This window comes from Streptomyces alboflavus (assembly GCF_000716675.1).
GTDB lineage: Bacteria > Actinomycetota > Actinomycetes > Streptomycetales > Streptomycetaceae > Streptomyces > Streptomyces alboflavus.
Genome location: NZ_JNXT01000004.1, coordinates 232,626 through 257,546, shown reverse-complemented (window position 1 = coordinate 257,546; position 24,921 = coordinate 232,626). Strand labels below are relative to the sequence as shown.

The window sequence follows — 24,921 nt, the reverse complement described above, 5'->3', positions numbered from 1 at the left end:
CCCGCCGCACGCGCGCCCCGCCCCCCCCCCCCCACCCGAAAACCCTCCCCTGACCAAGCTCGTTCCCATCCTCCACGTCCTCGCGGCCATCCTCGCCGTCGGCCCGGTCGCCGTCGCGGCCAGTATGTTCCCCAAGGTCCTGCGCGACGCCCTTGCCGGACCCGGCGACGCGGCCCCCGTGACGACGCTGCGGACGCTGCACCGCATCTGCCGCGTCTACGCGGGCGCCGCCATCGCCGTCGTGGTCTTCGGCTTCCTGACGGCGAGCAGCATGGGTGTGCTCGGCAGCGCCTGGCTGATCACGTCGATCGTGCTGACGTTCGTCGCGGCGGTGATCCTCATCCTGCTGGTGCTGCCGCGCCAGGAGACGGCGCTGGAGGCGGTGGCCGGGGCGAAGGCCGTGGCTGCCGGTGCCGGTGCCGGTGGCGGTGGGGGTGACGTGGCCGTGGCGGCGGGCGGTGCTGCCGCGACGGCCGGGGGCGCCGGTGAGGCCGACGGCGAGGGGGCGGCCGACTCGGCGACCGACTCCGCGGTCGTGGTGAAGCTGGACGCGCGGACCAGCGCCCAACTCGCCATGTCCACCGGCGTCTTCAACCTCCTCTGGGCCACCGTCACCGTCCTGATGATCGTGCGCCCGGGCTCCACGACCGGAGGCTGACCCCGCACACGCCCCGCGAGGCCGACCGGGACGCCTCCCGTGCTCCATGCTCAAGGCGACGGCGGTCCGTCGACTTCCCGGCAGGGGGTACGAGACGGGGTCCGAGGACGACAGCACGGCGCCTGGTCCGGCAGAGCCCGCGGGCGCCGATCCGCGGGCTGACGGGCTGACGGGCTGACGGGCTGACGGGCCGACGGCCCGGCGGGCTGATGCCCAACGGGCCACGCCCGACCCCGCCCGCCCGGCACCCCCACCCGGGCGCGGCGCACCGCTCACGCCAGGAACGCCGCCCGGTCCGCCCGCACGGGATGCGCGAACCCCTCGCCCGCCGCCCAGCGCGCGACCTCGCTCACCGCGACGTCGGTCAGGCGCCGCCACTCGTTGCCCTGTGAGCCCGCGAGGTGCGGGGTGAGCAGCGCGTTCTCGCAGTCCCACAACGGGTGCCCCGGCGGCAGGACTTCGGGCTCGGTGACGTCGAGCACCACCCTGATCCGGCCCGTGACCACCTCTTCGGTGAGCGCGTCCTGGTCGACCACGGCTCCCCGCGCCGTGTTGATGAGCACGCCGTCCTCGCGCAGCGCGGCGAGCTGACGGCGGCCGACGAGCCCGCGTGTGGCGGGAAGCAGCGGGGCGTGCACGCTCACGATGTCGCTGTGCCGGAACAGCTCGTCGAGGCCGACGGCCCGCACGCCGAGCGCCGCCGCCCCGGCCACGTCCACGTACGGATCGTGCAGCAGCACCTCGATGTCGTACGGGCGAAGCAGCTCGATGACGCGCCGGCCGACGTGGGAGGCGGACAGGATCCCCACGGTGCGGCGGTAGTTGCCGATGGCGCGCGGTGTGGTCAGCGGGTCGTCGCGGTCGCGCGCGGCCTTGAAGGCGCGGGCCCGCTCCAGGACGTGCTTGCCGGCGAGGAGGATCATCGCGACGGTGTACTCGGCGACCGGCAGCGCGTTCGCGGCGGCCGCGGACGACACCTCGATGCCGCGCTCCCAGCAGGCGGGCGTGAGATGGCCGCGCACGGACCCGGCGGTGTGCACGACGGCCCGCAGCCTCGGGGCGGCGGCGAGGGCAGCCTCGTCGAGCGGCGGGCAGCCCCAGCCGGTGATGAGCAGCTCGGTCCGCCCGAGCACGTCCCGGGCCCGCTCGCCGGAGAAGTCGTCGAGGACGGGCGGGTGCCGGAGCGCGCACACTCCGGCGAACGCGGCCAGCACATCGGGCCCGAGCAGCGCGTCGGCGGCGCCGGGCGACATGGCGAGCGCGGCGGACGGCAGACCGGACGGGTGCGGTGGGGTGGGCATGCGGGGCGGGGCTCCATCCTTCCGGCGGCGGGCCGGATCGCGAGGCTGCGTCCTTCCGGCGACGCCGGATCCGTACGAGTCTCGTCGGGCCGCGCCGCTTTCGCACGCGTCGCAGCCGTGGGCCCGCGCCCATGTGGCCACATCGGTACGCCCGCTCCGGTGCCCCGGCGGCACCTGTCGTAGGATCGGTCACGTACCGCATCGCATGGCGGCCTCCTGCACCACGCACCCCGACCGGGAGGTCCCCGCATGTCCGCGCTCCAGGTACGCCCCTTCCACCGCGACGACCGCGACCAGCTCACCGATCTGGTGAACAGCCACGTGGCCGCCGTCGTGCCGGGCGTCTCCGTCTCCGTGAACACCGTCCTCGGGCAACTCAACCGCCAGCCGGACGAGTTCATCACCGACCCGTGGGTGGCCGAGCGCGTCACGCTCGTCGCCGAGCAGCGCGCCTTCGTCGTGGCCGCCGCGCACCTGCTGCGCTACCGCACGGACTCCGACGTCGGCCCCGACCACCGCGGCCTCGGCGAGATCAACTGGTTCGTCTGCCACCCGGCCGCGTCCTTCTGGCCGGACGCCGACCAGGCGGCCGACCTCCTCATGAGCGCCTGCCTGGCTCAGCTCGCCCGCTGGGACGTGCGGGCCCGCGCGGCCGACGGCGCGCTGCCCGCCCCTGCCGTCTACGGCGTGCCGAGCGCCTGGCCGCACGTCCGCGCCGCCTACGAACGCGCCGGATTCCGGCACACCGGACACACCGAGGTCGTCCTGATCGCCGCCGTGCCCGACCTGCCGCGCACCGAGGCGCCGCTGCCGGGCCTCGCCGTCCGCCGCACCCTCGGCGAGTGCGGCACACGCCTGACCGCGTACGCCGACGGCCGCGACCTCGGCTTCATCGAGGTCGACACCGCCCTCGGCCGTGCCGAACGCCAGGCCCGCAACGGCTCGCTCGCCGACATCGGCAACTTCCACACCGAGCCCGGTCACCACGTCGAAGGCCTCGATGCCTGGCTCCTGGGCGAGGCCGCCGCGTGGCTGCGCCTCGCCGGTGCCGACCGGGTGCTCGCCTACGAAGCAGCCGACGACCCCGAAGCGATCACGCGCCTGACGGTGCTCGGGTTCCGGGAGCTGGTGCGGACCGACCGGGGCTGGGACCACGCCTGACCCTGGCGGGGCGTTCGGCCGGTGCGGACGGGCTCAGCCGAACTGCACCGACCGCTTCGAAAGGCCCAGCCACGAGCCCTCGATGACGCTCCGCTGGCTGCCCAGGTCGTCCGCCGCCGCGCCGAGCGTGACCGCGAGGGGCACGAAGTGCTCCTCGCGGGGGTGGGCGTACCGGGCGGCCGGGGCCTTGTGCGCGAAGTCGAGCAGCGCGTCGACGTCACCTGCCTCCAGGGCGCGCCGCCCCCAGTCGTCGAACTCGGCCAGCGGGGACGGGACTTCGTTCTGGGGGTTGATGGCGCGCAGGTTGTGCGTGAAGTGGCCGCTGCCGACGATCAGCACGCCCTCGTCGCGCAGCGGCGCGAGCCTGCGGCCGATGTCCATCAGGCGCTGCGGGTCCAGCGTCGGCAGGGACATCTGGAGCACCGGGATGTCCGCGTCGGGGTACATCTCCAGGAGCGGCACGTAGGCACCGTGGTCGAGGCCGCGCTCGGGCAGGTCCTGCACCGGCATGCCCGGGGCCCGCAGCAGCCCCCGGACCTGCTCGGCGAGTTCCGGGGCGCCGGGCGCGGCGTACCGGATGCTGTAGTAGTGCTCGGGGAAGCCCCAGAAGTCGTACACCAGGGGCACGGCCGTGGTCGCGCCGAGTGCGAGCGGGGCCTCCTCCCAGTGGGCGGAGACCATCAGGATCGCCTTCGGGCGGGGCAGCTCCGCGCCCCACCGGGCGAGCTGTCCCGGCCAGAGCGTGTCCTCGGCGAGGGTCGGGGCGCCGTGGCTCATGAAGAGCGCGGGCATCCGCGACGCCGGGTGGTCCAGGGGTGCGGTGGTCATGGGCGGTCGCCTCCTCGGCAGTGTGGTTCAAATTTGAAGCACATGGTCGACCGTAGTCGATGGTTTGAATTTGAACAACAGGCGTACGCTGCTCCCATGGGCGACACGAAGTGGCTGAACGACGACGAGATGGTCCTCTGGCAGGCCTTCCTGACGGCAGGGGCGCTGCTCGACCGGCGCATCGAGGAACAGCTGAAGGCCGAGTCGGGGCTGTCCCATGTCCAGTACGAGGTCCTTGTGCGGCTGTCCGCGGCCGAGGGCGGCGAGCTGCGCATGAGCGAACTCGCCGCCGACGTGCTCACCACCAAGAGCGGTCTGACGTACCAGATCACGCAGATGGAGAAGGCGGGCCTGGTGCGCCGCCGCTCCTGTGCCGCCGACGTCCGCGGCGTCTACGCCGTCCTCACCGACAAGGGTCGGGCGCGCCTCGAGGGGGCCGCGCCCGGCCACCTCCGGGTCGTCCGCGCCCACCTGATCGACGTCCTCAGTGACAGCCAGGTCCGGGTCATGAGGGAAGGGCTCCAGGAGGTCGTGCGGGCGCTGGGCGGGGAGTGACTCCCGGGGGCCCGCCGCTCACACGAGCGCTTCGCGCTCCGCGCGGGCCTGCTCGTCCTGGTCCGCGAGGTGCCAGTGCAGATCGCGGACGCCCGGCTCCAGGGAGAGGCGCGTCACGAGCTGCTCCATGTCCGCGCCGGGGGCGCCGTCCAGGACGACCGAGGCCTCCAGGGAGGTGCTGTCGTCGTCCTCGCCGCGCCGGATGCGCAGCCCCGCGAGGCGCGGGTCGGTGCTGCTGAGCAGCTGGATGAGCAGCGCCCGGACGTGCGCCTCGTCGCGGCGGTCGCAGGTGACGTGGAAGGTGACCTGCGTCGGGGTGTCGGAGTTGCCCTGCGGGGCCCGGTCGATCAGGCGGCTGGTGGGCCGCAGGGTCAGATGGACGGCGACGACGGCGGCGGCGCCGAGCAGGGCGAGGGTCAGCCGCCCGGAGGCCGCGAGCACCCCCACCGCCGCCGAACACCACAGCGTGGCCGCCGTGTTGAGGCCGCGGATCGAGGCGCCCTCGCGCATGATGACGCCACCGCCGAGGAAGCCGACGCCGGAGACGACGTACGAGGCGACGCGCGTCGGGCTCGTCGGGTCGTGCATCGCCTCGCTGTAGAGCACGAACAGGGTGGCCCCCGCGGCCACCAGGGCGTTGGTGCGCAGGCCCGCCATGCGGGCGCGCCACTGCCGCTCGACGCCGATGAGGGCGCCGCAGCCGACGCCGGTGGCCAGGCGCAGGGCGAAGTCGAATGTGGTCAGGGACTGCATGGCGGCACCTCCAGGTGGCTCCCGTACCGCTGTCGTCGGTACCTCGTACGACTCCCGATGCTTGCATAGTTGCGCAAGTATGCAAAGATGGTTCCCGTCCGACGGCCCCGGGCTCCCTCTTTGCGCATCGACGCAAAGAGGCGCACACTGCCGGAGGCACATCTCGGACGCATCCCGGACACACCCGGCAGACCGGCATCACGGAAGGAGGCAGCCATGGGCGCCGACCCTCCCAGTAGCCGCTGCCTCCCCGGCAGCCCCTGATCCGCCGCTCCCCGCCCCGGCACCGCACGGGACCGGCGTGACGCGGCCCGCGCGGCACCACGCCCGCGGCCGCCCCTCCCCTCTTCCCGCTCACGTGCGCACTCCCGGCACGGTGTGACCCCCGCCTGCCCGGCCGCCCCGCGGTCGCGGCCCGGGGACCGCTGTGCCCAGAGTGTGGTCGGAGGTTGTTGTGATGTCGTTCAAGACCGGTGGCGCCCCGCCGCGCGCCCCGCTCTCCTCCCGGCTCGGGGGCCGTCTCTCCCGGATGTCCTGGGTGGACATCGTGGTCGCCGCGGCCGTCCTGGTCCTCCTCTACCTCGTCCTGCGGGTCGGCCAGGGCACCACCGTCCGCTTCTCCACCGACCAGTCGGTCGTCGTCGACACCGACCCCGCGCGGCTGCCGTACGACGCGGCGCGCTCCCTGCTGCGGATGTTCGTCGCCCTGGCGGCCTCGGTCGTCTTCACGTTCGCGTACGCCTACGCGGCCGCCAAGAGCCGCCGCCTCGAACGGATCCTCATCCCGGCCCTGGACATCCTCCAGTCCGTGCCCGTCCTCGGCTTCCTCACCGTCGCCGTCACCGGGTTCATCGCCCTGTTCCCCGGCTCCCTGCTCGGCCTCGAATGCGCGTCGATCTTCGCGATCTTCACCTCCCAGGCCTGGAACATGACGTTCGCCTTCTACCACTCGCTGACCTCACTGCCCCGTGAACTCGACGAGCTGTCACGGTCGTTCCGCTTCACCAAGTGGATGCGGTTCTGGAAGGTCGAGGTCCCCGCGGGGACGATCGGCCTGGTCTGGAACGGCATGATGAGCTTCGGCGGCGGCTGGTTCTTCCTCGTCGCATCCGAGGCGATCAGCGTCAACAACAAGGACTACGCCCTGCCCGGCGTCGGCTCCTACGCCGGAGCCGCCGTCGCCGACGGCGACCTCGGCAAGGTCGGCTGGGCCGTCCTCACCATGGCCGTCATGGTCATCGGCGTGAACTTCCTGTTCTGGCGCCCGCTCACGGCCTGGGCCGAGCGCTTCAAGAACGAGCAGTCCGAGGCCCACGAGGTACAGCGCTCCGTCGTCCTGGACTTCCTGCGCCGCTCCAACTGGCCGCGCCTGATCGGCGCGTCGCTGCGCCCCGTCGGCCGCGCGCTCGGCCGCGCCGCCCGCGTCTTCGGCACCGACGACCGCCCTCTCACCGTCGACCCGACCCGCAGGCGCACCGGCGACCTCGCCTTCGGGGTCGTCGCGGGCGGCCTCATCGCCTGGGGCCTCGTCGACCTCGGCCGCTACCTCGACAACCGCACCGGCCTCGGCGTGTTCGGCGAGCCGCTGCTCCTCGGCCTGGTCACCTTCGCCCGCGTCGTCGTGCTCGTCGCCGTCGCCACCGTCGTCTGGGTGCCCATCGGCGTACGGATCGGCTTCTCGCCGCGCCTGACCCGGATCGCCCAGCCGATCGTCCAGGTCCTTGCGAGCTTCCCCGCCAACTTCCTCTTCCCTCTCGCCGTCTGGTTCTTCCTGAAGACCGGCCTGTCCATCGACGTCGGCGGCATCCTCCTGATGGCGCTCGGCGCTCAGTGGTACATCCTCTTCAACGCCATCGCCGGCGCCATGGCGATCCCGACGGACCTGCGCGAGGCCATGGACGACCTGGGCGTGACCGGCCGGCAGCGCTGGCGCCGGCTCATCCTGCCCGGCGTCTTCCCCTCCTACGTCACCGGCGGCATCACCGCGTCCGGCGGTGCCTGGAACGCCTCGATCGTCTCCGAGGTCGTCACCTTCGGCGGCACCACGCTGACCGCGACCGGCCTCGGCGCGTACATCGCCGAGGCCACCGCCGACGGCGACTTCCCGCGCCTGATCGCGGGCGTCGCGGTGATGAGCCTGTACGTCGTGGGCCTCAACCGCCTGCTGTGGCGCCGCCTCTACCGCCTCGCCGACACCCGGTACGCGCTGTGACCCGCGACCGCACCCCGGCCCGGGCAGCGGCCCGCCCCCGCACCTCCCCCTCCCTCCGCCGAACTGGAGCCCCCCTCATGGCACTCAAGGCCCTCCGCAAGCTGCGCACCCCTGCCGCCACCACGGGACCGGCCGTCACCCCGCCGCCCGCCGCCGACGGCGACGCCCTCCTGGAGGCCGTCGGCCTGACCAAGTCCTACGCGGGCGCCGACGGCGACCTGCCCGTCCTCTCCGGCATCGACCTCACCGTCCGCGCCGGGGAGATCGTCGCGCTGCTCGGCAAGTCCGGCTCCGGCAAGTCCACGCTGCTGCGCTGCCTCGCCGGGCTCATCCCGGCCAGCTCCGGGGCCGTCGCCTACCGCGGCGAGCCGCTGACCGGCGCCAACCCGGGCACGGCCATGGTCTTCCAGACCTTCGCCCTGCTGCCCTGGCTGACCGTGCGGCAGAACGTCGAACTCGGCCTGGAGGCGCGGGGCGTGCCCGCCGACGAGCGCGCCCGCGCCGCCGGGCAGGCCATCGACCTGATCGGCCTCGACGGCTTCGAGTCGGCGTACCCGAAGGAGCTGTCGGGCGGCATGCGCCAGCGCGTCGGCTTCGCCCGCGCCCTCGTCGTGGAGCCCGACGTGCTGATGATGGACGAGCCCTTCTCTGCGCTCGACGTCCTGACCGCCGAGAACCTGCGCGGCGAGCTGATGGAGCTGTGGGAGTCGGGACAGTTCCCCACCCGCGCCGTAGTCCTGGTGACCCACAACATCGAGGAGGCCGTCCTGATGGCGGACCGCATCGTCGTCCTCGGCTCCCGGCCCTACGGCACCATCCGGGAGACCGTCGAGGTCGGCCTCGACCGCCCCCGGGACCGGGAGGCGCCCGCCTTCCAGGAGCTGATCGACCGGGTGTACCGCATCATGACCGGCCGCCCCAAGGAGTCCAGGATCCCCGGCCGCGCCGAAGGCGCCGACCTGGACAGGCGCACGGTCGCGGGCACCCCGCTGCCCGCCGCCACCGTCGACGGCCTGTCCGGCCTCGCGGAGCTGGTCGCCCACCGGGGCGGGCGCTGCGACCTCGCCGACCTCGCCGACGAACTCGGCCTGGACGTCGACGACCTGCTCCCGCAGGTCGACGCGCTCGAACTGCTCGGCTTCGCCTCGATCGCCGGCGACGACCTGGTCCTCAGCGAGCCGGGCACGGCGTTCGCGGAGGCCGACGTCCAGACGTCCAAGACGATCTTCGCTGCCGCCGCCGTCGAGATCCCGCTGGTGAAGCTGATCACCAACAGCCTGCGGCAACAGCCCGACGGCGCCGTCCGCGCCGGGTTCTTCCGCGACCTGCTCGCCCATCACTTCACGAGCGAGCAGGTGGAGCGGCAGCTGGAGACGGCCACCGACTGGGGCCGGTACGCGGAGCTGTACGCGTACGACGCCGAACCGCAGGAGTACCGGCTCGACGAAGGCGCGGCGGGGGAGGCGGGGACAGGGTGACGGTGGTGCGCCGGGGGTCCGCTGCCCGAGGCGCGGCGGCGCGGCCCGTGCCGGTCAGTGTCCGGTGGCCGGGCGGCGGCGGACCGCCCGGGCCCTCGTCGCGGGCGCGGCGACGGTCTGTTCCGGTGCGGCGACCTCCGCGGCCGTGCCGGTCTCCTCGGCGGCAGAGGCGCGGGCCACCAGCGCCGCCTCGTCCAGGAGCCCGCGCACGTCCGCCGCGCGGTAGTAGATGCGGGTGCCCTCGCGGCGCGACACCACGAGCCCGGCGGCCCGCAGCTTCGCCAGGTGCTGCGAGGTCGCGGCGACATGCGCGCCGAGCAGCTCCGCGAGCGCGCTGACCGGCAGCTCCTGCCCGCTGAGCGCCCACAGCAGCCGGTAGCGCGAGGGGTCGGCCACCGCCTTCAGCACCGCCACCGCACGGTCGGCGGCGGCCGCGTCCCACGGCTTTCCTTGCGTATCCATGCAAATAGGGTAGCGGGCGTGGGGCGCCGGTCCACCGCGACGCGGGCTCAGGGGCGCCGGGCCGTCGCGACGCGGGCTCAGGGCGCCGCGGTCCCGCCGCGCCGCCCCGAAGCCGTGGAGCCCCGGACGACCAGCTCCGGCAGGAACACGAACTCGCTGTGCGGCGCCGGGGTGCCGCCGATCTCTTCCAGGAGCGTGCGGACCGCGGCCTGGCCCATGGCCTGGACGGGCTGGCGGACCGTGGTCAGCGGCGGGTCGGTGAAGGCGATCAGCGGGGAGTCGTCGAAGCCGACCACCGAGATGTCCCGGGGCACGTCGAGGCCCTGCTCGCGGGCGGCGCGGATGGCGCCGAGTGCCATCATGTCGCTGGCGCAGACGATGCCCGTGCAGCCCTTGGCGATCAGCGCCGTCGCCGCGGCCTGCCCGCCCTCCAGGGTGTACAGGGAGTGCTGGACCAGCTCGTCGGCCGCCGCGCCGGACAGGCCGAGCCGCTCGCGCAGGCCGAGCCGGAAGCCCTCGATCTTGCGGACGACGGGGACGAACTCGGTCAGCTCGTCCTCGGTGGAGCCGCCCGGGGTCTGGGTGGCGAGCACCGGGGTGTAGCCCTGGCGGGTCAGGGCCTGGCCGATGACCTGGGCGAGGGCGGGGAAGATCGGGTTGTCCAGCTCGGGCGTGATCAGGCCGACCAGGCCCGCGCTGCCGCGTCTGCGCAGCCGGACGGGCCGTTCGTAGCCGAGCACGTCGAGTGCGGCGAGAACGGCGTCGCGGGTGGCCGCGGCCACGCCGGGCTTGCCGTTGAGGACCCGGCTGACGGTGGCTTCGCTGACTCCCGCCTGGGCTGCGATGTCGACGAGCCGCGCGGTCATGCACGGGACTGTACCGCCGGAAACCGGCCTTGCCCACCCGCTTGCTGAAAGCTTGCAGCAAGCCCCGTCGGGCAAGACCGCAACGCACAGGACACACGACGGTAACGATCCCCGCGTCTTGCAGAAATTTCTCGCAAGGTCTTTCGGCTGGTTTTCAAGCCTGTTACGTTCCTGCCAACCCGGCGCCGCCTCGAGTGCGGCCTGCAGGAGGCACCTCTTCGTCTCTCCTCATTCCGGGTCATTCCGGGACCAGTTGAAGGAGTACACATGCGGCGTGGCATAACGGCCACCGCACTGGTCGCAGCCCTTGCGATGACAGCGGCGGCGTGCGGCGGCGACGACGGCGACAGCGGCAAGAAGAGCGGCGGCAAGCTCTCCGGGACCGTCACCTTCTGGGACACCTCGAACGACGCCGAGAAGGGCACGTACGAGAAGCTGGCCAAGGGCTTCGAGGACCTCCACCCGGGCGTCAAGGTCAACTACGTGAACGTGCCGTTCGGCGAGGCCAACGCCAAGTTCAAGAACGCCGCGGGCGGCAACTCCGGCGCCCCCGACGTGATGCGCACCGAGGTCGCCTGGGTCGCGGACTTCGCGAACCTCGGCTACCTGGCGCCGCTGGAGGGCACCGCCGCGCTCGACAAGCCGGACGACTTCCTGCCGCAGGCCGCCGCGAGCACCAAGTTCAAGGGCAAGACGTACGCGGCGCCGCAGACCATCGACACCCTCGCGCTCTTCTACAACAAGAAGATGCTCAAGGAAGCGGGCGTCGAGGTCCCCAAGACCTTCGAGGACGTGAAGTCCGCCGCCAAGAAGATCAAGTCGAAGTCCGGCAAGACCGGCCTCTACCTGCGCGGCGACGACCCGTACTTCTACCTCCCCTACCTCTACGGCGAGGGCGGTGACCTCCTCGACACCAAGAAGAAGGAGATCACCGTCGACGACGCCGAGGGCGGCAAGGCCTTCGAGGTCATGAAGGACCTGGTCGACTCCAAGGCCGCCGTCACCGACGCCAGCGACGGATACAACAACCAGCTGAACGCCTTCAAGAACGGCGACGTCGCCATGGCGCTCGACGGCCCCTGGTCCATCGAGGGCGCCCTGCAGGGCAAGCAGTTCAAGGACGACAAGACCAACCTCGGCGTCGCGCCGGTGCCCGGCGGCAGCGCCCGGCAGGCCTCGCCGCAGGGCGGCTGGAACCTCGCCGCGTACGCGGGGTCCAAGAACCTCGACGCCTCCTACGAGTTCATCAAGTACATGAGCTCGGCGAAGGTGCAGCAGCAGACCACCGAGAAGCTGAGCCTGCTGCCCACCCGCACCTCCGTCTACGAGGTGAAGTCCGTCAAGGGCAACCAGATGGTCCAGTTCTTCAAGCCGGCCGTCGACAAGTCCGTGCAGCGGCCCTGGATCCCCGAGGCGAACTCGCTGTTCGAGCCCATCCGCCTGGAGATGCAGAAGGTGCTCAGCGGCAAGGCCTCGCCCGAGGGCGGCGCCAAGAGCATCGGCAAGGCCTACGGCAAGCTCCTCAAGGACTACAAGTAGCGATGGCTGTCGAGAGCGGCCCCCGAGCGGTCAAGGCCGCGGACACCACCGGTGTCCGCGGCCGCGGCCCCCGCCCGGGCAAGAACCCCGGACGCCTGCGCAGGGCCCTGAGCACACACTGGTACGCGTGGGCGATGGTCGCCCCCGTGGTGGTCGTCATCGGCGTCATCGTCGGCTACCCGCTGGCCCGCGGCGTCTTCCTGTCGACGACGAACGCCAACGAGGCGAACGTCGAGCGCACCATCGGCGTCAACCACATCCCGGCGACCTACGAGTCCGTCGGCCTGGACAACTACAAGGCGATCCTCGACGACGGCGTCTTCTGGGACCGGCTCACCTGGACCGTCATCTGGACGGTCTCCTGCGTCGCCCTGTCGTTCGCCATCGGCCTCGTCCTCGCGAACATGCTCAACCGCAGACTCAAGGGCCGCTCCTTCTACCGGATGGCGCTGATCCTGCCCTGGGCGGTGCCCGCGTTCGTCTCCGTCTTCACCTGGCGCCTGCTCTTCAACGAGAAGAACGGCGTCCTCAACAAGGTCCTCGAAGGCGGCGGCATCGACGCCGTCCCCTGGCTGAACGACCCCACCTGGGCGAAGTTCTCCGTGATCGCCGTCAACGTCTGGCTCGGCGTGCCGTTCATGCTCGTCGCCATGCTCGGCGGGCTCCAGTCCATCCCCGGCGAGCTGTACGAGGCCGCCGAGATGGACGGCGCGAGCGCCTGGCAGCGCTTCCGCCACGTCACGCTGCCCGGCCTCAGGTCCGTCGCCACGACCGTGATCCTCATCAGCGCCATTTGGACCTTCAACATGTTCCCGGTGATCTTCCTGCTCACCCGGGGCGGTCCGGGGGACGCCACCGAGATCCTCGTGACGTACGCCTACCGGCTCTCGTTCGTCGTCAGCCCACGCGACTTCGCGGGCTCCGCGGCCTGGGGCGTGCTCATCCTGCTGCTCCTTTCGCTCTTCGCGGTGGTCTACCGCCGCGCGCTCCGCAAGCAAGGAGAGGTGTGGTGACCACGATGCCCTCGAAGAAGGTCAGGGGACGCGGCGAGCGCGGCCCGCTCGCCTCCGTCGCCCTGCACACCACCCTCCTGATCGCCTCCCTCATTGCGGTCCTGCCGCCGCTGTGGCTGCTCGTCACCTCCTTCAAGCCGCAGAGCGAGGCGTTCTCCACCGCCCTGGTGAAGGACTTCACGTTCGGCAACTACGACCACGTCCTGAACGACACCAAGTTCCTCGACTGGGTCGTCAACTCGCTGTTCGTCGTCGGCCTCACCACCGTCATCGGCGTCTTCATCTCCGCGACCACGGGGTACGCGGTGAGCCGGTTCAAGTTCCCGGGCATGCGGCCCCTGATGTGGCTGCTCCTCATCACGCAGATGTTCCCGGTGGCCGTGCTCATCGTGCCGCTGTACAACCTCCTCGCGAGCATGGAGCTGCTGAACCAGCCCATGGGTCTGGTCCTCACCTATCTGACGATCGCCGTGCCGTTCTCCGCGTGGATGATGAAGGGGTACTTCGACACCATCCCCGTGGAGATCGACGAGGCGGGCCGCGTCGACGGCCTGAACCCCTTCGGCACCTTCTGGCGGCTCATCATGCCGCTGGCCAAGCCCGGCCTCGCCGTGACCGCCTTCTACAGCTTCATCACCGGCTGGGCCGAGGTCGCCTACGCCTCCGCGTTCATGACGGGCGAGGAGAACCTGACGCTCGCGGGCGGCCTGCAGACCTTCGTCAACCAGTACACCAGCGACTGGGGTTCGCTGACCGCCGCGGCCGTGATCGTGGCCGTGCCCGCCGCCGTGATCTTCGGCTTCGTGCAGCGCCACCTCGTCTCCGGGCTCACGGCCGGCGCGACCAAGTCCTGACCCGGGCGCCCCGCCGGACCCCGCGTCCGGCGGGCCCCGCCCGCCCCCACCACGACTCGACCAGACTCGACCTCCCAGGGAACACATGACCCAGCATCTCGCTGCCCCTGCCGCCCCCGCCTCCGGCACGCGTACGGACTGGTGGCGCGACGCGGTGATCTACCAGGTCTACCCGCGCAGCTTCGCCGACGGCAACGGCGACGGCATGGGCGACCTCGAGGGCGTCCGGGCCCGTCTACCGCACCTGAAGGACCTCGGCGTGGACGCCGTCTGGCTCTCCCCGTTCTACGCGTCGCCGCAGGCCGACGCGGGCTACGACGTCGCCGACTACCGCGCCATCGACCCGATGTTCGGCACCCTCCACGACGCCGACGCGGTGATCAGGGACGCACACGCCCTGGGCCTGCGCATCATCGTGGACCTGGTGCCCAACCACTCCTCCGACCGGCACGACTGGTTCCGCCGTGCCCTCGCCGACGGCCCCGGATCGCCCCTGCGGGAGCGCTACCACTTCCGCCCCGGCAAGGGCACCGACGGCGAACTGCCGCCCAACGACTGGGAGTCCATCTTCGGCGGCCCCGCCTGGACCCGCACCACCGACCCCGACGGCACCCCCGGCGACTGGTACCTCCACCTGTTCGCGCCCGAGCAGCCCGACTTCAACTGGGAACACCCCGCCGTACGCGACGAGTTCCGCTCCATCCTGCGCTTCTGGCTGGACATGGGCGTCGACGGCTTCCGCGTGGACGTCGCCCACGGCCTGGTCAAGGCCGAGGGACTGCCCGACATCGGCCGGCACGACCAGCTGAAGCTGCTCGGCAACGACACCATGCCGTTCTTCGATCAGGACGGCGTGCACGCCATCTACCGCAGCTGGCGGCAGGTGCTCTCCGAGTACGCCGGTGACCGCGTCCTGGTCGCCGAGGCCTGGACGCCCACCGTCGAGCGCACCGCGCACTACGTACGCCCCGACGAGATGCACCAGGCCTTCAACTTCCAGTACCTGGGCACCCACTGGGACGCCGCGGAGCTGCGCGAGGTCATCGACAGCTCGCTGGCCGCGATGCGCCCCGTCGGCGCCCCCGCCACCTGGGTCCTGTCCAACCACGACGTGACCCGGCACGCGACGCGCTTCGCCAACCCGCCCGGCCTCGGCACCCAGCTGCGCACCCCGGGCGACCGCGCCCTCGGCCTGCGCCGCGCCCGCGCCGCCACGCTGTTGATGCTGGCCCTGCCCGGCTCCGCGTACGTCTACCAGGGCGAGGAGCTCGGCCTGCCCGACGTCACCGACCTGCCCGACGAGGCCCGCCAGGACCCCTCGTTCCACCGGGCGCAGGGGCAGGACGGGTTCCGCGACGGCTGCCGGGTGCCGATCCCGTGGACCGTCGACGGGCCGTCGTACGGCTTCGGCACGGGCGGCAGCTGGCTGCCGCAGCCCGACGGCTGGGGCGAGCTGAGCGTCCAGGCGCAGACCGGCGACCCGACGTCGACCCTGGAGCTGTACCGCGCGGCCCTGCGGACCCGTCGGAACCAGCCGGGTCTCGGCGCGGGCGACGACCTGGAGTGGACCGACGCCCCGGCGGGTGTGCTCGCCTTCCGGCGCGCGGAGTTCGCGTGCACCGCGAACACCACCGGCACGCCCGTGCGGATCGCCGCGCCCGGCCGGATGCTGCTCGCGAGCGGCCCCGTCGAGGTGGCCGGGGGCGAGGTGGAGCTGCCCGCCGACACCACCGTCTGGTGGGCGGTGTGACGACCTCCCCGCCGCGGGACGCCGAGCGCGGCGCCCCGCGGCTCGCGGACATCGCCGCCCAGGCGGAGGTCAGCGAGGCCACCGCGAGCCGCGTCCTGAACGGCAAGGCGGGCGTGGCCGCCGCGACCAGGCGCCGCGTCCTGGCAGCACTCGACGTCCTCGGCTACGAACGGCCCGTGCGGCTCAAGCGGCGCAGCGCGGGCCTGGTCGGCCTGGTCATCCCCGAGCTGACCAACCCGATCTTCCCGGCCTTCGCGCAGGTCGTGGAGCAGGTCCTGGCGGGGCACGGCTACACCCCGATGCTGTGCACGCAGATGCCGGGCGGCGCCACCGAGGACGAGCTGGTGGAACAGCTGGAGGAACGCGGTGTCAGCGGCATCGTGTTCCTGTCCGGACTGCACGCCGACGCGAGCGCCGACCACGGGCGCTACCTCGAACTCGCGGGCCGTGGCGTGCCGTTCGTCCTCATCAACGGCCACAACGCGCACATCCCCGTCTCCTGCGTCTCCGCCGACGACCGCGCCGCCGTGCGGATGGCGGTGCGCCACCTCGTGGACCTCGGGCACGAACGGATCGGCCTGGCCATCGGGCCGACCCGCTACGTCCCCTCGCGGCGCAAGGCGGAGGGGTTCGCGGCGGCGCTGCACGAGTACGTCGGCCTGACACAGGGGGAGGCCGAACCCTTCGTGCGGCGCACGCTGTTCACCGTCGAGGGCGGCGCCGCCGCGGCCGGTGCGCTGCTCGACCACGGCTGCACCGCCGTGGTGTGCGGCAGCGACATGATGGCGCTCGGCGCCGTCCGGGCCGCCCGGGAGCGGGGCCTCACCGTGCCCGGCGACGTCTCCGTGGTGGGCTTCGACGACTCGCCGCTCATCGCGTTCACGGACCCGCCGCTGACCACGGTGCGCCAGCCCGTGCAGGCGATGGCGTCGGCCGCCGTCGGCGCCCTCCTCGAAGAGATCAACGGAAACCCCGTGCAGCGCACCGAGTTCGTCTTCCAGCCGGAGCTCGTCGTGCGGGGCTCGACGGCCCAGGTGCGTCCGAAGGGTTGACCGTGATGGTTGACGGTCGTACGGTCACGGGCGAAAACACTGCCGCAATCTTGCTGCAACAACCTTCAACGGCCTGACGCACACGTCACCTTGCCGGAGAAGGCCCCCCACCTCGCCGCGCAGGAGGCCCCCGTGACACGTCGTACGCGCAGGAAGCCAGGAACCGGACGCAAGGCCCAGGCCGCGACCCTCGCCCTGCTCGCCGGGGTCGGCGGGAGCGTGGTCGGCGGCGCGCCGCAGGCCGCCGCCGCTCCGCCCGGCGCCAAGGACGTCACCGCCGTGCTCTTCGAGTGGAAGTTCAGCTCGGTGGCCAAGGCGTGCACGGACCGGCTCGGCCCCGACGGCTACGGCTACGTCCAGGTGTCGCCCCCGCAGGAGCACATCCAGGGGCCGCAGTGGTGGACGTCGTACCAGCCCGTCAGCTACAGGATCGCGGGCAGGCTCGGTGACCGGGCCGCCTTCAAGAGCATGGTCGACACCTGCCACGCGGCGGGCGTGAAGGTCGTCGTCGACACGGTCATCAACCACATGGCGGCGGGCGACGGCACCGGCACCGGCGGCAGTTCGTACACGAAGTACACCTACCCCGGCATCTACTCGCGCCCCGACCTCGACAACTGCACCGCGCAGATCACCGACTACCAGGACCGCACGAACGTCCAGGAGTGCGAACTCGTCGGCCTCGCGGACCTGGACACCGGCGAGGACTATGTCCGCGGCCGCATCGCCGCCTACATGAACGACCTGCTCTCGCTCGGCGTCGACGGCTTCCGCGTGGACGCGGCCAAGCACATGGCGGCGGCCGACCTGAAGAACATCAAGTCGCGTCTGAGCGACCCGAACGCCTACTGGAAGCAGGAGGCCATCTTCGGCGCGGGTGAGGCCGTCTCACCGGACGAGTACCTGGGCAGCGGCGACGTGCAGGAGTTCCGCTACGCCCGCGACCTCAAGCGCGTGTTCACCGGCGAGAAGCTGGCGTACCTGAAGAACTACGGCGAGGGCTGGGGATACCTGCCCTCCGGCAAGTCCGCCGTGTTCGTCGCCAACCACGACACCGAGCGCGGCGGCGACACCCTCACCTACAAGGACGGCGCGAACCACACCCTCGCGCACGTCTTCATGCTCGCCTGGCCCTACGGCTCCCCGGACGTCCACTCCGGCTACGAGTTCACCGACCGGGACGCGGGGCCGCCCAGCGGCGGGCAGGTGAACGCCTGTTACAGCGACGGCTGGAAGTGCCAGCACGCGTGGCCGGAGATCAAGGGCATGGTGAAGTTCCGCAACACGGCGGGCGGTGCCGCCGTCACGAACTGGTGGGACAACGGCAACAACGCCATCGCGTTCGGGCGCGGCGACAAGGCGTACGTCGTGATCAACCACGAGGGCGCGACCCTCGACCGGACGTTCCAGACGTCCCTGGCCGCGGGCACCTACTGCGACGTGCAGAGCGGCCGGAGCGTCTCCGTCGACGGCTCGGGGCGGTTCACCGCCTCCGTGGCGTCGAACACGGCCCTCGCCCTGCACACCGGAGCGAAGTGCGCCGCAGGGTGAGGGGCGTTCGGACGACGGATGTCTGCGGGTCCGTCGTGGCTGGTCGCGCCCGCGCGGCGGAGCCGCATGTGTCAGAGCCCCGCGCCCCTTGCAGGGGCGCCGCAGCACCGCAGAGTCCCGAGTCCTGTTGACCATCTCGAAGGAGAACGCACCCCCGTGACCGGCTCCGCACGCCGCACCGCCACCGTGATGGCCCTGGCCCTGGTCGCCGCCGCCGTGCCCCTGACGGGCGCGGCGGCGGCACCCGGACCGACCACCCCCGCCGCCCCCGACCTCGGCAAGGCCGAGGCGCAGTGGATCGATCGCGACACCGTCGCCTGGAACACGGGTGGCGAACGAGCCGCCAGCGCCGCGGAGTTGGTGTACGCGCGGCGCGGCGGGGTGGCCGTAGAGGACGGCGAGCTCACCGGCGGCGGCCACCGCATCCGCCTCGCCCCGGTGCCCGGCGGCCTCACCGACGCCCAGCGGGCCACGTACCCACACCTGAAGACCTACGCGGCCTTCCGCGTCGACCCCCGTGACCGCGACCGCATCCGCACGGCCCTCACCGGCCAGCTCGTCGCGGTCCAGCGCGGGTCGGACGGTGCCGTGAAGGCCGCCACCGGCGTGCAGACGCAAGGCGTCCTCGACGACGTCTACGCCCCCGCCGCCAAGAAGACCCCCCTCGGTCCCGGCTTCGCCCACGGCAAGCCCTCGCTCGCGGTGTGGGCGCCCACCGCCCAGGACGTCCGCCTCGACATCGGCGGCCGCACCGTGCCGATGCGCAGGGACGGTGCCTCGGGCGTCTGGTCGGCGAGCGGGCCGAGGAGCTGGACCGGCAAGCCGTACCGGTACGTCGTGAAGGTGTGGGCGCCGAGCGTCCAGAAGGTCGTCACCAACAAGGTCACCGACCCGTACGCCACCGCCCTCACCACCGACTCCGCCCGCAGCCTCCTCGTCGACCTCGACGACCCCGCGCTCGCGCCCAAGGGCTGGCGGACCCTGCGCAAGCCGCCCGCGACACCCCTGCGGGACGCGCAGATCCAGGAACTGCACATCCGGGACTTCTCCATCGCGGATCGCACGGCCAAGCACCCGGGCCAGTACCTGGCGTTCACTGACCGCGAGTCCGACGGCATGCGACACTTGCGGAAGCTCGCGCGGTCCGGCACGTCGTACGTCCACCTGCTGCCCGCGTTCGACATCGGCACCATCCCCGAGCGCAAGTCCGGACAGACCACCCCCGACTGCGACCTGGGGTCCTACGCGCCGGACTCCGACGCCCAGCAGGCCTGCGTGGGCGAGGCCGCCGCCAAGGACGCCTACAACTGGGGCTACGACCCGCTGCACTACACCGTCCCCGAGGGCTCCTACGCGTCCGACCCCGAAGGCCCCCGGCGCACCGTCGAGTTCCGCGAGATGGTGCAAGGACTCAACAACGCGGGCCTGCGCACCGTCATGGACGTCGTCTACAACCACACCGTGGCGAGCGGCCAGGCCGACAAGTCGGTCCTCGACAGAATCGTGCCCGGCTACTACCAGCGGCTGCTCGCCGACGGCTCCGTCGCCACGTCCACCTGCTGCGCGAACACCGCGCCCGAGAACGCCATGATGGGCAGGCTCGTCGTCGACTCGATCGTCACCTGGGCGAGGAAGTACAAGGTCGACGGCTTCCGCTTCGACCTGATGGGGCACCACCCGAAGGCCAACATCCTCGCCGTCCGCAAGGCCCTGGACGCCCTCACCGTGAAGAAGGACGGCGTCGACGGCAAGAAGATCGTCCTCTACGGAGAGGGCTGGAACTTCGGCGAGATCGCCGACGACGCCCGCTTCGAGCAGGCCACCCAGCGCAACATGGCGGGCACGGGCGTCGCCACCTTCTCCGACCGGGCCCGCGACGCCGTGCGCGGCGGCGGCCCCTTCGACGAGGACCCCGGCGTCCAGGGCTTCGCCAGCGGCCTGTACACCGACCCCAACACCTCCAAGGCGAACGGCACGCCCGCCGAGCAGAAGGCCCGACTCCTGCACTACCAGGACCTGATCAAGGTCGGCCTCACCGGCAACCTGGCCGACTACTCCTTCACCGACTCCTCCGGCCGCCGGGTCACCGGCGCCGACGTCGACTACAACGGCGCCCCCGCCGGATACGCGGCCGCGCCCGGCGACGCCCTCGCCTACGCCGACGCCCACGACAACGAGACGTTGTACGACGCCCTCGCCTTCAAGCTGCCGCGCGGCACGTCGGCGGCCGACCGGGCCAGGATGCAGGTCCTCGCGTCGGCGACAGCGACCCTCTCGCAGGGCCCGGCGCTGTACCAGGCGGGCAGCGACCTGCTGCGCTCCAAGTCCCTCGACCGCAACTCCTACGACAGCGGCGACTGGTTCAACGCCCTCCACTGGGACTGCCGCGACGGCAACGGCTTCGGCCGCGGACTGCCGCCCGCCGCCGACAACAAGCCCAAGTGGCCCTACGCCAAGCCCCTGCTGGCGGATCCCGCGCTCGCCCCTGGCTGCGCGGACATCCGCGGCGCGGCGGGTGCGTACCGGGATCTGCTGCGGCTGCGCGCCACCGCGCCGGAGTTCTCCCTCGCGACCGGCGAGCGGGTCCAGAAGGAGCTGTCCTTCCCGCTGTCCGGCACCCCGGGGGAGAAGCCCGGCGTCATCACCATGAGCCTCGGCTCCCTCGTGGTCGTCCTCAACGCGACACCGCAGGAGCAGTCACAGGACGTCGAGGCCCTGAAGGGGAAGGCGTACGCCCTGCATCCCACGCAGGCGCACGGAGCCGACCCCGTGGTCAAGTCGGCGGCGTACGCGAAGAGTTCGGGGACCTTCCGGGTCCCGGCGCGGACGGTCGCGGTGTTCCAGCGCGGCTGACGGCCGCCGCTCAGGCCAGACCGAGGACGTTCCGCACGAAGCCGTTGCGGAACGTCCCGGCCGGGTCGAGGTCCGCGGCGAGCGCCGCGAAGTCCGCGAGGCGCGGATGGACGGCACGCAGGCCCGCGGGCGGGGTGCGGAAGACCTTGCCCCAGTGCGGGCGGGGCGCGAACGGCGCCAGGGCCTCCTCCGTGCGGGCGACCACCGGCAGGACGGCGGCCGGGTCCGGCGCCCAGGTGAAGTGGAACGCCACCGAGTCGCGGCCGTACGCGGGACTGAGCCACTGCGTGTCCGCCGCTACCGTGCGGACCTCGCAGACCTGGAGGACCGGCGCGATCGTCTCCCGGACGGCGTCGAGCGCGTGCAGCGCCGGGACCGCTTCGGCGCGCGGCAGCAGATACTCCGACTGCAGTTCCGCGCCACTGCTCGGCGTGAAGTCGGCGCGGAAGTGGGGCAGTCGGTCGTGCCAGGGGCCGGGGACGCCGAGCTGTCGCGTGCAGTTGGCGGCGGGAGCCCCGGGCACCGGATGCTTCGGCTCGGTGGCCGGTGCGGCCCAGGGGAAGTCGACGCCGCGCCCCGCCCGCTGCTTGAGACACACGGTCGTGAAGCGCGGGCCCCGCCAGTCCGTGAAGAGGCTGACGCTGTACGCCGACGACGTCACCGCGTCGAAGTCGAGCCCCGCCAGGGGGAGTTCCGTGAACACGTGCTGAGCCACCTCGTACGCGGGCTCCAGGTCGAGGGTCAGCGCCGTCACCACACCGAGCGCGCCGAGCGCGACCACGGCCCCGTCGAACCCGGCGTCCCCGCGGCGCAGCGTGACGAGCCCGCCGTCCGCCGCCAGCAGCTCCACCGCGCACACCGACGACGACAGCGGCGGCAGTGCGTTCCCCGAGCCGTGGGTACCCGTCGCCACCGAACCCGCGACCGAGATGTGGGGGAGCGAGGCCATGTTGGGCAGCGCGAGCCCGGCCGCGTGCACGTGGCGGGCCAGTTCGGCGTACCGGACGCCGCCCCCGACCCGCACCGTGCGCGCCACTGTGTCGACGTCCACGGCGGGCGGCAGCCCGGCCAGGGAAAGGAGCGTGCCGTCCGGGCCGTCGGTGTCCGCGATCCGGTTGAAGGAGTGCCCGCTGCCGAGGACCCGCACCTGCCGGGAGCCGGTCACCAGCGTCCGCAGCTCCTCGACGGAGGCGGGGCGGCGCAGCTCACGCGCCGTGAAGGCGATGTTCCCCGCCCAGTTCGTCACCACGTCGTCGGCACTCATGCTCGTCGTTCCTCCTGGGGGTGGGGCTCCTGGGCGCGGCGGCCGGTGCGGGCCGCCCGTGCATTACCGGCCATCGTGCCGGGCCGCCCGGAGTCGGAAATACCCCCCTGGGTATGGTGGGAGGTAAGGAGTGAATACCCCCGGGGGTAATGCTCCCGGGCGCGGACCCGGACGGTCGGAAGCTGAGAAGGAGTGACAGTCGTGTTCTTCGTCGACACCCTCGAACTCGCAGGGCTCGGGAACCGCAGTTATCTGGCGGGAGGCCCGGACACCGCCGTGGCAGTCGACCCGCCGCGCGACATCGACCGGGTCATCGCCCTCGCCGCCCGGCGCGGGGTACGGATCGCGTACGTCGCGGAGACACACATCCACAACGACTACGTGAGCGGCGGGTGGGAGCTGGCTCGTGTGACGGGGGCGCGGTACCTGGTGCCCGCCGGTGCCTCCGTGTCGTTCCCGCACACGCCGGTCGCGGACGGCGACGTGGTGTGCGTGGACGAGGCGGGTGGCTCGGCCGGTGCGTCCGGTGCGTCCGGTGCGTCGGGTGCGTCGGGTGCGTCGGGTGCGTCGGGTGCGTCGGGTGCGTCCGGTGCCTCCGGGGCGGAGGAGGCGCGCGGGGCGTCCCGGGCGGACGCGGCCGTGGCGCTGCGCGCGGTCGCCACGCCGGGTCACACCCCCCACCACCTGTCGTACGTCCTGACGGTCGGCGGCTGCGCCACGGCCGCGTTCACCGGCGGATCCCTGCTCATCGGCACCGTGGGCCGCCCCGACCTGGTCGAGCCGCGCCTCACCGAGCCACTGGCCCGCGCCCAGCACGCCTCGGCGCACCGGCTCGCCGAGGAGCTGGACGACGCGGTGCGCGTGCTGCCCACGCACGGCTTCGGCAGCTTCTGCTCGGCCACCCGGTCCGAGGGGGACGCGACCACCATCGGCGCGGAGCGGACGGCCAACACGGCCCTCACCCAGGACGAGGACACGTTCGTCGCCGAGCTGCTCGCCGGGCTCGACGACGTGCCCGCGTACTACGCCCACATGGGTCCGGCCAACGCGGCGGGGCCCGCGCCCGTCGACCTGACCCCGCCCGCACCCGCCGACGCCGCCGAGATCGCCGCGCGCCTCGCCGCCGGGGAGTGGGTGGTCGACCTGCGCGGCCGGGTGGCGTTCGCCGCCGGGCACGTCGTCGGGTCCTTCAACTTCGAGGCCGAGGGCAAGCTCGCCACGTATCTGGCGTGGCTGATCCCGTGGGGCACCCCGGTCACGCTGCTCGCCGACTCGCCCCGCCGCCTTGCCGACGCCCAGCGGGAGTTGGTGCGCGTGGGCATCGACCGTCCGGCGGCGGCCGCGACGGGCGACCCCGGGCGCTGGGTGCGGGCGGGGGAGCGCCTCGGCTCCTTCCCCCTGGCCACGTTCGCCGACCTGGCCGAGGCCCGCAAGGAACGGGACGACGTGGTGGTCCTCGACGTGCGCCGCGCCTCGGAACGCGCGGGCGCGCACATCGAGGGCTCCGCGCACGTGCCGCTGCACGAACTCCACGGCCGCCACGGCGAGGTGCCGGACGGTGAGGTGTGGGTGCACTGCGGCAGCGGGATGCGCGCGGCGATCGGGGCGTCGCTCCTCGCCGCCGCCGGGCGCGCGGTCGTCGTGGTCGACGACGGGTTCGACGCGGACGCGCTGGCCCGGGCCGGACTGCCCGTCCACGCCGGCCACACCTGCGGCCGCGCGTGAGCACGCTCGTCCTTGCCCTGGTCGCCGGGGCCGTGGTCGGCCTCGCCCTCGGCGCGCTCGGCGGCGGCGGCAGCATGCTCGCCGTCCCCGCGCTCATCTACCTCCTCGGCTTCACCCCGGCCGCCGCCACCACCGCGAGCCTGCTCATCGTCGCCGTCACCTCGGCCACGGCCCTGTACGCCCACGCCCGCTCGGGGCAGGTGCGCTGGCGCTCGGGCACGCTGTTCGCGGCGACCGGAATCCTGCCCGCGGCCGGGGCCGGGGCGGCGGCGGGCAGGCTGCCGCAGGCGGTGTTGACGGCGGCGTTCGCCGGGGTCGCGGGGGTCGCGGGGGTGTTGATGGTGAGGGTCGGGGGGCGCGGTGACGGGGCGGGGCGCGAGGGCGGCCCGGAGTCCGTGGACGAAGCCGTGGGTGAGGGCGGCCCGGGGCGCGTGGGCGGTGCGGGATGTGGGGGAGGCGCGGGCCTCGCGGGCGGCCCGGAGGATGTGGGCGGCGCCGTGCGCGAGGGCGGCCCGGGGCGCGAGGCCGGGGCGGGCCGCGCCGGTCGCCCGGAGGGCGTGGACGCAGGCGCCCCGGACGGCGGGGCGCGGCGCGCGGGCGGCAGTGGGGACCGTGGCGGCAGGGCAGGTCTCGACAGCCGTACGGGAGCCCGCGCCGCGCGGCCCGGGCGGGCCGCCGGTGCCGGTGCCGGGCTCGGGGCGCTCACCGGGCTGCTCGGCGTCGGCGGCGGATTCCTCGTCGTACCGGCCCTCGTCACCGTCCTCGCCTTCGAGATGCGGGCCGCCACCGGGACCAGCCTGCTGGTCATCGCCGTGAACTCCCTTGCCTCGCTGATCACCCGCGGCAGTACGACGACCGGCCTCGACTGGGCGGTGGTCGCGCCCTTCACCGGCGCGGCGGTCCTCGGCGCCTGGGACGGCAAACGGCTCGCCGCCAGGCTCACCGGGGCCGCGCTGCGGCGCACCTTCGCGGTCGCGCTGCTCGTGGTGGCCGCCGCGATGGCGGTGGACGCGGTCGTCCAGAGCGCGGGCCGGGGGTGAAGGGGG

General features: G+C 72.9%; 19 protein-coding genes and 1 pseudogene. 14 read left to right on the top strand and 6 right to left on the bottom strand.

What is annotated here, in order from left to right; genetic code table 11:
• The first annotated feature begins 49 nt into the window (after nt 1-49).
• Nucleotides 50-658, top strand: a complete 609-nt coding sequence (locus tag OO63_RS05870) for a membrane protein (RefSeq protein WP_033263861.1) — start codon at nt 50-52, stop codon at nt 656-658.
• Between the two features lie 272 nt (nt 659-930).
• On the opposite strand, the gene OO63_RS05865 is transcribed toward OO63_RS05870, so the two are convergent.
• Nucleotides 931-1,959, bottom strand: coding sequence for a hydroxyacid dehydrogenase (locus tag OO63_RS05865; protein ID WP_030358247.1), 1,029 nt, complete (start codon nt 1,957-1,959; stop codon nt 931-933).
• A gap of 249 nt (nt 1,960-2,208) precedes the next feature.
• Between OO63_RS05865 and OO63_RS05860 the strand changes: the two genes are divergently transcribed.
• The gene (locus tag OO63_RS05860; RefSeq protein WP_030358246.1) at nt 2,209-3,120 is read left to right on the top strand and encodes a GNAT family N-acetyltransferase; all 912 of its coding nucleotides are present in this window, start codon (nt 2,209-2,211) and stop codon (nt 3,118-3,120) included.
• 33 nt (nt 3,121-3,153) lie between these two features.
• Here the strand turns inward: OO63_RS05860 and OO63_RS05855 are convergent, their stop codons facing one another.
• Nucleotides 3,154-3,948, bottom strand: coding sequence for a dioxygenase family protein (locus tag OO63_RS05855; RefSeq protein WP_030358245.1), 795 nt, complete (start codon nt 3,946-3,948; stop codon nt 3,154-3,156).
• 96 nt (nt 3,949-4,044) lie between these two features.
• Here OO63_RS05855 and OO63_RS05850 point away from each other — a divergent pair, with 96 nt between their 5' ends.
• On the top strand, nt 4,045-4,503 hold the full coding sequence (locus OO63_RS05850) for a MarR family winged helix-turn-helix transcriptional regulator (protein WP_030358244.1): 459 nt from the start codon (nt 4,045-4,047) through the stop codon (nt 4,501-4,503).
• Nucleotides 4,504-4,521: 18 nt separating this feature from the next.
• Here OO63_RS05850 and OO63_RS05845 read toward each other — a convergent pair whose 3' ends face one another.
• A complete protein-coding gene (locus tag OO63_RS05845; RefSeq protein ID WP_030358243.1) occupies nt 4,522-5,256 on the bottom strand; it encodes an MgtC/SapB family protein in 735 nt (244 codons plus the stop codon).
• A 457-nt stretch (nt 5,257-5,713) separates the two neighbouring features.
• Between OO63_RS05845 and OO63_RS05840 the strand changes: the two genes are divergently transcribed.
• Entirely contained in the window at nt 5,714-7,468 is a 1,755-nt protein-coding gene (locus OO63_RS05840) for an ABC transporter permease (protein ID WP_030358242.1), read from the top strand.
• 77 nt (nt 7,469-7,545) lie between these two features.
• A complete protein-coding gene (locus tag OO63_RS05835; protein ID WP_030358241.1) occupies nt 7,546-8,946 on the top strand; it encodes an ABC transporter ATP-binding protein in 1,401 nt (466 codons plus the stop codon).
• A 54-nt stretch (nt 8,947-9,000) separates the two neighbouring features.
• On the opposite strand, the gene OO63_RS05830 is transcribed toward OO63_RS05835, so the two are convergent.
• Both OO63_RS05830 and OO63_RS05825 read right to left on the bottom strand, forming a co-directional pair.
• Nucleotides 9,001-9,408: an ArsR/SmtB family transcription factor gene (locus OO63_RS05830; protein ID WP_030358240.1), complete on the bottom strand. Its 408-nt coding sequence runs from the start codon at nt 9,406-9,408 to the stop codon at nt 9,001-9,003.
• 77 nt (nt 9,409-9,485) lie between these two features.
• Entirely contained in the window at nt 9,486-10,274 is a 789-nt protein-coding gene (locus OO63_RS05825) for a LacI family DNA-binding transcriptional regulator (RefSeq protein ID WP_033263835.1), read from the bottom strand.
• A gap of 267 nt (nt 10,275-10,541) precedes the next feature.
• Between OO63_RS05825 and OO63_RS05820 the strand changes: the two genes are divergently transcribed.
• The 7 genes and pseudogenes from OO63_RS05820 (at nt 10,542) to pulA (ending at nt 20,886) form a co-directional block, all read left to right on the top strand.
• The gene (locus OO63_RS05820) at nt 10,542-11,813 is read left to right on the top strand and encodes an extracellular solute-binding protein (protein WP_030358239.1); all 1,272 of its coding nucleotides are present in this window, start codon (nt 10,542-10,544) and stop codon (nt 11,811-11,813) included.
• Nucleotides 11,814-11,815: 2 nt separating this feature from the next.
• On the top strand, nt 11,816-12,826 hold the full coding sequence (locus OO63_RS05815) for a carbohydrate ABC transporter permease (RefSeq protein ID WP_030358238.1): 1,011 nt from the start codon (nt 11,816-11,818) through the stop codon (nt 12,824-12,826).
• Nucleotides 12,827-12,831: 5 nt separating this feature from the next.
• Nucleotides 12,832-13,680 (top strand): sugar ABC transporter permease, encoded by an 849-nt coding sequence (locus tag OO63_RS05810; protein ID WP_030358237.1) that lies wholly within the window; start codon nt 12,832-12,834, stop codon nt 13,678-13,680.
• Between the two features lie 85 nt (nt 13,681-13,765).
• Nucleotides 13,766-15,430 carry a glycoside hydrolase family 13 protein gene (locus OO63_RS05805; protein ID WP_030358236.1) on the top strand — a complete coding sequence of 555 codons (1,665 nt, stop codon included), beginning with the start codon at nt 13,766-13,768 and terminating at the stop codon, nt 15,428-15,430.
• Nucleotides 15,418-16,482 carry a LacI family DNA-binding transcriptional regulator gene (locus OO63_RS05800; RefSeq protein ID WP_033263834.1) on the top strand — a complete coding sequence of 355 codons (1,065 nt, stop codon included), beginning with the start codon at nt 15,418-15,420 and terminating at the stop codon, nt 16,480-16,482. Before OO63_RS05805 ends, OO63_RS05800 begins: the two co-directional genes overlap by 13 nt.
• A gap of 132 nt (nt 16,483-16,614) precedes the next feature.
• A pseudogene (locus OO63_RS05795) lies at nt 16,615-18,030 on the top strand (alpha-amylase); the annotation flags it as partial.
• Between the two features lie 159 nt (nt 18,031-18,189).
• Nucleotides 18,190-20,886 carry a pullulanase-type alpha-1,6-glucosidase gene (gene pulA, locus OO63_RS05790; RefSeq protein WP_078618958.1) on the top strand — a complete coding sequence of 899 codons (2,697 nt, stop codon included), beginning with the start codon at nt 18,190-18,192 and terminating at the stop codon, nt 20,884-20,886.
• A 10-nt stretch (nt 20,887-20,896) separates the two neighbouring features.
• Here the strand turns inward: pulA and OO63_RS05785 are convergent, their stop codons facing one another.
• Nucleotides 20,897-22,150, bottom strand: a complete 1,254-nt coding sequence (locus OO63_RS05785; protein ID WP_030358232.1) for an FAD-binding protein — start codon at nt 22,148-22,150, stop codon at nt 20,897-20,899.
• Nucleotides 22,151-22,351: 201 nt separating this feature from the next.
• On the opposite strand from OO63_RS05785, the gene OO63_RS41360 reads away from it, so the two are divergent.
• Together OO63_RS41360 and OO63_RS47720 are read left to right on the top strand one after the other, a co-directional pair.
• Nucleotides 22,352-23,875, top strand: coding sequence for an MBL fold metallo-hydrolase (locus OO63_RS41360; protein WP_037631143.1), 1,524 nt, complete (start codon nt 22,352-22,354; stop codon nt 23,873-23,875).
• Entirely contained in the window at nt 23,872-24,915 is a 1,044-nt protein-coding gene (locus OO63_RS47720) for a sulfite exporter TauE/SafE family protein (protein ID WP_033263833.1), read from the top strand. Before OO63_RS41360 ends, OO63_RS47720 begins: the two co-directional genes overlap by 4 nt.
• Nucleotides 24,916-24,921 lie beyond the last annotated feature (6 nt).

Coding starts and splice junctions, on each gene's coding strand:
- OO63_RS05865 (WP_030358247.1), bottom strand. CDS start 1,959: ATGCCCACCCCACCGCACCCGTCCGGTCTGCCGTCCGCCGCGCTCGCC.
- OO63_RS05860 (WP_030358246.1), top strand. CDS start 2,209: ATGTCCGCGCTCCAGGTACGCCCCTTCCACCGCGACGACCGCGACCAG.
- OO63_RS05855 (WP_030358245.1), bottom strand. CDS start 3,948: ATGACCACCGCACCCCTGGACCACCCGGCGTCGCGGATGCCCGCGCTC.
- OO63_RS05850 (WP_030358244.1), top strand. CDS start 4,045: ATGGGCGACACGAAGTGGCTGAACGACGACGAGATGGTCCTCTGGCAG.
- OO63_RS05845 (WP_030358243.1), bottom strand. CDS start 5,256: ATGCAGTCCCTGACCACATTCGACTTCGCCCTGCGCCTGGCCACCGGC.
- OO63_RS05840 (WP_030358242.1), top strand. CDS start 5,714: ATGTCGTTCAAGACCGGTGGCGCCCCGCCGCGCGCCCCGCTCTCCTCC.
- OO63_RS05835 (WP_030358241.1), top strand. CDS start 7,546: ATGGCACTCAAGGCCCTCCGCAAGCTGCGCACCCCTGCCGCCACCACG.
- OO63_RS05830 (WP_030358240.1), bottom strand. CDS start 9,408: ATGGATACGCAAGGAAAGCCGTGGGACGCGGCCGCCGCCGACCGTGCG.
- OO63_RS05825 (WP_033263835.1), bottom strand. CDS start 10,274: ATGACCGCGCGGCTCGTCGACATCGCAGCCCAGGCGGGAGTCAGCGAA.
- OO63_RS05820 (WP_030358239.1), top strand. CDS start 10,542: ATGCGGCGTGGCATAACGGCCACCGCACTGGTCGCAGCCCTTGCGATG.
- OO63_RS05815 (WP_030358238.1), top strand. CDS start 11,816: ATGGCTGTCGAGAGCGGCCCCCGAGCGGTCAAGGCCGCGGACACCACC.
- OO63_RS05810 (WP_030358237.1), top strand. CDS start 12,832: ATGCCCTCGAAGAAGGTCAGGGGACGCGGCGAGCGCGGCCCGCTCGCC.
- OO63_RS05805 (WP_030358236.1), top strand. CDS start 13,766: ATGACCCAGCATCTCGCTGCCCCTGCCGCCCCCGCCTCCGGCACGCGT.
- OO63_RS05785 (WP_030358232.1), bottom strand. CDS start 22,150: ATGAGTGCCGACGACGTGGTGACGAACTGGGCGGGGAACATCGCCTTC.